We start from the raw sequence: 7415 nt of genomic DNA, 5'->3' as shown, positions 1-7415 counted from the left end.
CCATGAGGAGTTCGTGCATTCTTCCTCGATCGGGCAGGAAGAGCTGAGCGAGTCGGAATTCGAGACCACCCATGACGGGAACACCGTGACCGTCACCCGGTGGATGTTCAACATCGACGCCCCGCCGTTCTGGCTCAAGAACATGCGGGACAAGTTCCCCGGCTTCGAGGGCAAGGTCGACCGCTGGCAGATCATCCACTTTGAGGCCCCGGGCACCATCCGGATCGACGTGGGCGTGGCCAAGGCCGGTACCGGCGCGTTCGAGGGCGACCGCAGCCAGGGCGTCAACGGCTACGTGATGAACACGATCACCCCGGAGACGGACCGCACCAGCCACTACTTCTGGGCGTTCATGCGCAACTACCGCCTGGAAAGCCAGCTGATCACCACCCAGCTGCGCAACGGGGTGCATGGGGTGTTCAGCGAGGACGAGGCCATGCTCAAGGCCCAGCAGGAGGCCATCGACGCGAACCCGGACCACGAGTTCTACAGCCTGAACATCGACGCCGGCGGCATGTGGGTGCGCCGCATCCTGGAGCGCATGCTCGAGGCCGAGGGCCGGTCCCAGCCGGTCGCAACCGTCCCGGACGAACGGACCGCCGTGCCGGCGGGCCGGGCCTAGCGCGGACAAGGGCAGAAGGGAAAACCACCATGGCAGCAAGCAACACCGAAGTCTGGCAGCAGGCCACCGTCGTCGAGTCCGTCGAGGTCGCCCAGGACATCCGCCGGATCGTCCTGGAGACCGAGCACCCCAAGCCGGCCGAGCCGGGGTCCCACATCGACCTGCTCGTCACCATTGACGGCCGGCCGGACCGCCGGTCCTACTCGGTCGTCGAATCGATCGATGGCGGGCGCCGCCTGGCCATCAGCGTCTTCCGGGCGCCGGCCTCCCGCGGCGGATCCGTGTACATGCACACCCTTGAGGCCGGCGACGTCCTGGAGATCACGCAGCCGCTGCAGAACTTCCCGCTGCGCATTGGCGCCCCGCGCTACGTGCTGCTCGCGGGGGGTATTGGCATCACCGCCATCCTGCACATGGCCAAGGTGCTCCGGCAGGTGAAGGCGGACTACCGGCTGGTGTACGCGGGCCGCAACCGGGAATCCATGGCCTACCTGGCCGACCTGGCCGACCTGCATGGGGACCGGCTGCAGGTGCACGTGGACGACGAGCAGGGCATCCTCGATGTCGCGGGCCTGGTCGGCTCCGTGGAGCCCGGCACCGAGTTCTACATGTGCGGGCCGATCCGCCTCATGGACGTCGTCCGCCGTGCGTGGACGGAGCGGGAACTGGACCTGCCGAACCTGCGCTACGAGACCTTCGGCAACAGTGGCTGGTTCGACCCCGAGGAGTTCACGGTCCGGATCCCCCGGCTGGGCATCGAGGCAACGGTCGGCAAGGGGCGCTCCATGCTGGAAGCCCTCGAGGATGCCGGCGCGGACATGATGTTCGACTGCCGCAAGGGCGAATGCGGCCTCTGCCAAGTCAAGGTCCTGGCCGTCGAGGGCGGGATCGACCACCGCGACGTCTTCTACAGCGAACGCCAGCGCAACACCGCCGACCGCATGTGCGTCTGCGTCTCCCGCGTCGCGGGCGGGGAAAACTGCCCCTCCCACGGCGCCTCCATCACCATCGATATCAGCTAAAGCTCCAACCGCAAGGATTTACCATGACCATCAGGGAACGCATTGACGCGTCACCGATGTCCCCTTACCAGTGGCTGATCATTGGCCTCTGCACACTGCTCAATGCGCTGGATGGTTTCGACGTCCTGGCCATGGCCTTCACGGCCAACCGGGTGTCCGCCGATTTCGCCCTCAGCGGGGCGCAGCTGGGCATGCTGCTCAGCTCAGGGCTCTTGGGCATGGCGGCCGGCTCGCTGCTGCTGGCGCCCTTCGCCGACGCGATCGGGCGCCGGCCCATGACGATCCTGTCCAGCGGCCTGGCCGCCGCGGGCATGCTCCTGTCCGCGACCGCCCACTCGGCGGCCGAGCTCGGCGGGTGGCGCTTCCTCACCGGCCTGGGCGTGGGCGGCATCCTGGCCTGCACCAACGTGATCGCCAGCGAATACTCCTCCAAGCGCTGGCGGGGCATGTCCGTGGCCATCTACACCGCGGGCTACGGCCTCGGGGCCACCCTCGGAGGCATGGCGGCCGTCGGCCTGCAGGCGAGCTTCGGGTGGCGTTCCGTCTTCCTCTTCGGCGGGGCCATCACCGCGGCCGTGTGCCTCCTGCTGGTGGCCCTGCTTCCGGAATCGGTGGACTTCCTGGTCTCCCGGCGCCCCGCAGGCGCCCTTGAGCGCCTCAACCGCATCAGCCGGCGGATCGGCCAGCCTGTGTCCGCTGAACTGCCCGCGGGGACCGCAGCCGCGGCAGGTTCCCGGACCGCCGTGCGGAACCAGATTGCCACCCTGTTCTCGGCGCGCCACCGCCGCGTCACGGTGCTTGTCTGGGCCGCGTTCTTCACCACCATGTTCGGCTTCTACTTCGCCAACAGCTGGACTCCCAAGCTTCTGGTCGCCGCCGGCATGACCGAGAGCCAGGGCGTGGTCGGCGGCCTCATGCTGACCCTCGGCGGAACCTTCGGTTCGCTGCTGTTCGGTGCCCTCTCCACCAAGTGGAACGCCCGGGCCGTGCTGTTGTGGTTCACGGTCCTGTCCGCCGTGGCGATGGTGGTGTTCATTTCCACCGCGTCGTTCATGGCGGTCGCCTTCGCCGCCGGAGTCGTGGTGGGCATGCTGATCAACGGATGCATCGCGGGCCTCTACACCATCTCGCCAGCCTCCTACGAGGCACCCATCCGCAGCACCGGCGTCGGCTGGGCCCTCGGCGTGGGGCGGCTGGGAGCCATCATCGCCCCGCTGGCTACGGGCGCCCTGCTGGACGCATCCTGGACCCCGGTTCAGCTGTACCTCGGCGTCGGAGCCGTCCTCCTGGTTGCCGCCGCCGCCGTCTGGTTCCTGGGGGGCACCTCCCGGACCGCCGCGCCGGCGGATGCCACGCAGGCCGGTGACGCTGGGGCGGACGACGCCGGGGCCCAGGGTCCCACGGTCGGGGCAGGAGCGGCCCACCGTCACTGACATCCCCTGTCCGGCCTGCCGGAACAGGCATCCTGAAACAGGCAAATAGAACCCGAAGCGGGTACAGAGAAACACCAGGGGCGGGACCGGCAGCTGCCGGTCCCGCCCCTGGTGTTTGCACAGCCGGGTGCGGCCTCCACCGCCGGCCGGGGCCGGCTACTGGGACAGGTAGCTCTTGTGGGCCTCGTGGGCCGCGGCGACCTTCTCGCGGATCTTGTCCACGTCCTTGGCCTTCTCCCGGTACTTCCGGTCCATGGTGAGGATGTGCTGCTCCTCGTTCAGCAGCAGCTGGTAGATGCGCTCGCGCTCGCCGGGGTCCGAGGTGTAGGTCAGGTCCAGGTAGCTCTCGGCGTGGCGGCGTGCGTTGTTGATGGCGTTCTGGGCCTTGCCCGCCTTGCTCATCAGCGAGGCGATGACGGTGACCACCAGGACGCCGATGATCACGGTCAGGGAGAGCCCGGTGGTGATCTCGATGACGTCGACGTGCTCGCCGCCGTTGATGAACGGCAGGGTGTTCTCATGCAGGGCGTGCAGGAACAGCTTCACGCCGATGAAGCCCAGGATCGCGGCCAGGCCGTAGGAGAGGTAGATAAGGCGGTCCAGCAGGCCGTCCAGCAGGAAGTACAGCTGGCGCAGGCCCATCAGCGAGAACGCGGTCGCGGTGAACACGATGAACACGTTCTGGGTCAGGCCGTAGATCGCCGGAATGGAGTCCAGCGCGAACAGGATGTCCGTGCCGCCGATGGCCACCATGACCAGCAGCATCGGGGTGAGGACCCGCTTGCCGTCCACCATGGTGGAGAGCTTGTCCCCGTCGAAGTGCTCGGTGGTGGGCAGGACCTTCTTGGCCAGGCGGACGATGAAGTTGTTCGCCTCTTCCTCGTCCCCTTCGCCCTCCGGACGGAGCAGGTTGCCCGCGGTGAGCAGCAGGATGATGCCGAAGAGGTAGAAGATCCAGGAGAACGAGTTGATCAGCGCGGCGCCCAGAAGGATGAAGAGCGTGCGCGCGATGAGCGCGAACACGATGCCGAACAGCAGCACCTTCTGCTGGTCCTCGCGCGGGACGCGGAAGCTGGCGATGATCACCAGGAACACGAAGAGGTTGTCGACGCTGAGCGCCTTTTCAGTGATGTAGCCGGCGAAGTACTCGCCGCCCATCTGCGCGCCGCCGAATATCCAGACCAGGACGCCGAAGACGATGGCGAAGCCCACGTAGATGGCCGACCACTTGGCGGCTTCGGGCAGCGTGGGCACATGCGCCTTGCGGATGTGGAAGAAGTAGTCGAATGCGAGGAGGCCCAGGATGACGACGACCGTCACCAACCAGACCCAACCGGGAACCGTCACGTTGTTCCTTTCGAGGGTATAGCGGGTTGCCGCGAGTCTCTCCGCCGGCTGCCGTGGCTGCCGTCCGCCGAGGCCGGTGGGGCAATGGTGCCCCACGTGCTGACGGCCTGCGACGCGGGGGATACTCCCTCACGCTGGAACCCATCGTACCCAATTCCGCTCCGGACCGGCCGTGACCTCGCCCGTTCCGGGACGCCCTCCCGCACCGGCGGCCCGCGCCGCATATCCGGATACCGCCGCGCACAGTCCGGTTATGCTGCGCGTCACGGTGGGTCGCTAGGATGGGATCCGAACCACGAGGTCCCACCCGATCGACCCCAACAAAGGAGTCAGCGTGCCCATCGCAACCCCGGACAAGTACAACGCCATGATCGATGCCGCCAAGAGCGGCGGCTACGCCTTCCCGGCGGTGAACGTGACCTCGTCGCAGACGCTGAATGCCGCGATCCGCGGTTTCGCCGAGGCCGAGTCCGACGGCATCATCCAGGTCTCCACCGGCGGCGCCGCCTACTGGTCCGGAGCCTCCGTCAAGGACATGGTGGTCGGTTCGCTGGCCTTCGCCGCGTTTGCCCGCGAGGTCGCCAAGTCCTACGGCGTGAACATCGCCCTCCACACGGACCACTGCCCCAAGGACAAGCTGGACAGCTTCGTCCTGCCGCTGCTGGCCGCCTCCGAGGCCGAGGTCTCCGCCAGGCGCGACCCCTTCTTCAACTCCCACATGTGGGACGGCTCCGCCGAGACCCTCGAGGAGAACCTGCGCATCGCAGCCGACCTGCTGCCGCGCACCGCAGCAGCCAAGCAGATCCTGGAGGTGGAGATTGGCGCCGTGGGCGGCGAGGAGGATGGCGTGGAGAACGCCATCAACGAGAAGCTCTACAGCACCGTCGGAGACGCGCTGGCCACCATCGACGCCCTGGGTGCCGGGGAACGGGGCCGCTACATTACCGCGCTGACCTTCGGCAACGTCCACGGCGTCTACAAGCCGGGCAACGTCAAGCTCCGCCCGGAGATCCTCAAGGACATCCAGGCCCAGGTCGGTGCCAAGATCGGCAAGGAGAACCCGTTCGACCTGGTCTTCCACGGCGGCTCCGGCTCCACCGAGCAGGAGATCGCGGACGCGGTCTCCTACGGCGTCATCAAGATGAACATCGACACCGACACCCAGTACGCGTTCACCCGCCCCGTCGTGGACCACATGTTCCGCAACTACGACGGCGTCCTGAAGGTCGACGGCGAGGTCGGCAACAAGAAGCTCTACGACCCGCGCGTGTGGGGCGCCTCCGCCGAGGCGTCCATGGCCGCCCGCGTCGTGGAGGCCGCGCAGCAGCTCGGCTCCGCCGGCAAGTCCCTGAAGTAGGCGCGCCGTGACGGATCTGGGCCGGAACCTGCTCGGCATTCCCGAAACCCTGCTGCCGGAGGAGCCGGAGGTCACCGCCCGGCTGGCCGCCGGCGACAAGCCGGCCGACGTCGTGGCCGACTTCCCGGCGTCGTCGCTGGCGTGGGCGCTCCTCGCCGACGAGGCCTACGACGGCGGCCGCACCGTGGAGTCCTATGCCTACGCCCGCGTGGGGTACCACCGCGGCCTGGACTCGCTGCGCAAGTCCGGCTGGCGCGGCCAGGGCCCGGTGCCCTGGCGCCACGAGCCCAACCGGGGCTTCCTGCGCGCGCTCTACGCGCTGCGGCGGGCCGCCGCCGCCATCGGCGAGACGGAGGAAGTGGAACGCATCGGCCAGTTCCTCAACGACTCGGACCCCGCCGCCGCATCCGCGATCGAGGCCGGGGAGTAGCACCGCACCGGCCTGGCCTTCCGGGAAGCCCGCCCCACCTTGGGCGTACCGCTCCCGGAAGGCCCGGCCTTGTGCTTGCCCCGCCTTGTGCTTGCCCCGCCTTGTGCTTGCCCCGCCGTGTGCCTGCCCGGTCTTTTGCCGGGGCCCGTCGGGGTGCATGATGCCCGTATGCCTGCCGATACCGTGTTCACGACCACCGAGCTCGTCTACCTGCCCCCTGCCAGGACCTGGGCCCTGCTCACCGACTGGGCGGCCTTCCCGGCGTGGGTTCCCGGGATCTCGGAGATGCATGCCGAAGGGCCGGTGGGGGTGGGGACCACCCTCGAATACCACTCGGAGGGGCACGACCGCAGGCTGACCGTCACCGGGTTCGAGCCCGAGCGCAGCCTGACCCTCTCCAGCGGCCGCGGGGACGTCCACACCGAATACCGCTTCGACCTCAAAGAAGACGGCGACGACACCCGCCTCACGTTTACGGTCCGGGTCGGGGTGGCGCCCTCCCTGTCCGGTATCGCCTCCGACATCCGCTCCGCCATTATCGAGGCCGATGCCGGCCAGCTGTCCTACTTCAAGCGCTTCGCCGAGAAGGCGCCCTGAGAGTCCGGTTGTGGCGCGGCGGGTTGCAGAAGCAAGGGACGTGGGGGAAGGCTCAGGCGAGGATCGGGCAGAGATCGCTCTCCTTGGCCGGCACGACGGTCAGGAAGTTCCCGAAGCGCAACCAATCGAGGTTGTTGAAGGGCCTGGAGGGCACCTTTTTCTTCGGGACCGGCACGCTGCAGAAATCCTTGACCACGGGGGCCACAGCCTGGTGGACGGGCGGGGAACTGGGTGCGGCCGCGGCGGGTCCCGCGGCGAGGATGCTTCCCGCTGTGACGGCGGCTGCCGCCGCCACGGAGATGAGCCAGCGTTTCATTACGGCCCCCTGGGTGCGAATGGAGTTTTTTGGGGTGTGCGGTCGCGGGAAAGCGGCGCTGGTTCCCGCGGAACACCGTGTTCGGACGGTGTTGTGCCGGTACAAAGTTGTGCTGGTACAAAGAGGTGTTGGTGCGAGTTCGGTGCGTCGGGGTGCGTAGGGGTGCGATTCAGTGCGACGAGGTGCAATCCAGTGCGGGCGTCCGTGTTTTCGGTTGCCCGTATTTGGGATGATCCACCCGCCGCGGGGCCGGGTCAAGAGCGCCGGCCGGAGAGTTGGAGGCGCGGCCGG

At 68.0% G+C, this 7415-nt stretch carries 8 protein-coding genes; 6 read left to right on the top strand and 2 right to left on the bottom strand.

Annotated features, from left to right (window positions below):
• From NCCP_RS09425 to NCCP_RS09415, 3 genes are all read left to right on the top strand, one after another.
• A partial coding sequence (locus NCCP_RS09425) for an RHO alpha subunit C-terminal catalytic domain-containing protein (RefSeq protein WP_263970135.1) occupies window positions 1–622 on the top strand: 622 nt, incomplete at its 5' end.
• A 29-nt stretch (window positions 623–651) separates the two neighbouring features.
• Window positions 652–1644, top strand: a complete 993-nt coding sequence (locus NCCP_RS09420) for a PDR/VanB family oxidoreductase (protein WP_149956983.1) — start codon at window positions 652–654, stop codon at window positions 1642–1644.
• Between the two features lie 23 nt (window positions 1645–1667).
• Window positions 1668–3077, top strand: coding sequence for an MFS transporter (locus tag NCCP_RS09415; protein WP_149956982.1), 1410 nt, complete (start codon window positions 1668–1670; stop codon window positions 3075–3077).
• 156 nt (window positions 3078–3233) lie between these two features.
• Here NCCP_RS09415 and NCCP_RS09410 read toward each other — a convergent pair whose 3' ends face one another.
• Window positions 3234–4424, bottom strand: a complete 1191-nt coding sequence (locus NCCP_RS09410; RefSeq protein WP_149956981.1) for a TerC family protein — start codon at window positions 4422–4424, stop codon at window positions 3234–3236.
• Window positions 4425–4758: 334 nt separating this feature from the next.
• Here NCCP_RS09410 and fbaA point away from each other — a divergent pair, with 334 nt between their 5' ends.
• The 3 genes from fbaA (at window position 4759) to NCCP_RS09395 (ending at window position 6808) form a co-directional block, all read left to right on the top strand.
• Window positions 4759–5781: a class II fructose-bisphosphate aldolase gene (gene fbaA / locus NCCP_RS09405; protein ID WP_149956980.1), complete on the top strand. Its 1023-nt coding sequence runs from the start codon at window positions 4759–4761 to the stop codon at window positions 5779–5781.
• Window positions 5782–5788: 7 nt separating this feature from the next.
• The gene (locus NCCP_RS09400; RefSeq protein ID WP_149956979.1) at window positions 5789–6211 is read left to right on the top strand and encodes a DUF3151 domain-containing protein; all 423 of its coding nucleotides are present in this window, start codon (window positions 5789–5791) and stop codon (window positions 6209–6211) included.
• Between the two features lie 168 nt (window positions 6212–6379).
• Entirely contained in the window at window positions 6380–6808 is a 429-nt protein-coding gene (locus NCCP_RS09395; protein WP_149956978.1) for an SRPBCC family protein, read from the top strand.
• Window positions 6809–6860: 52 nt separating this feature from the next.
• Here NCCP_RS09395 and NCCP_RS09390 read toward each other — a convergent pair whose 3' ends face one another.
• Complete coding sequence (locus tag NCCP_RS09390) at window positions 6861–7124, bottom strand: hypothetical protein (RefSeq protein ID WP_149956977.1); 264 nt, start codon at window positions 7122–7124, stop codon at window positions 6861–6863.
• Window positions 7125–7415 lie beyond the last annotated feature (291 nt).

Source organism: Zafaria cholistanensis, from assembly GCF_008580665.1.
GTDB lineage: Bacteria > Actinomycetota > Actinomycetes > Actinomycetales > Micrococcaceae > Zafaria > Zafaria cholistanensis.
This window is presented reverse-complemented; position numbering and strand designations above follow the sequence as displayed.

What these genes read in the sequence shown, in the direction of transcription:
- NCCP_RS09390 (WP_149956977.1), bottom strand. Translation starts at nt 7,124, where the DNA reads ATGAAACGCTGGCTCATCTCCGTGGCGGCGGCAGCCGCCGTCACAGCG.
- NCCP_RS09395 (WP_149956978.1), top strand. Translation starts at nt 6,380, where the DNA reads ATGCCTGCCGATACCGTGTTCACGACCACCGAGCTCGTCTACCTGCCC.
- NCCP_RS09420 (WP_149956983.1), top strand. Translation starts at nt 652, where the DNA reads ATGGCAGCAAGCAACACCGAAGTCTGGCAGCAGGCCACCGTCGTCGAG.
- NCCP_RS09415 (WP_149956982.1), top strand. Translation starts at nt 1,668, where the DNA reads ATGACCATCAGGGAACGCATTGACGCGTCACCGATGTCCCCTTACCAG.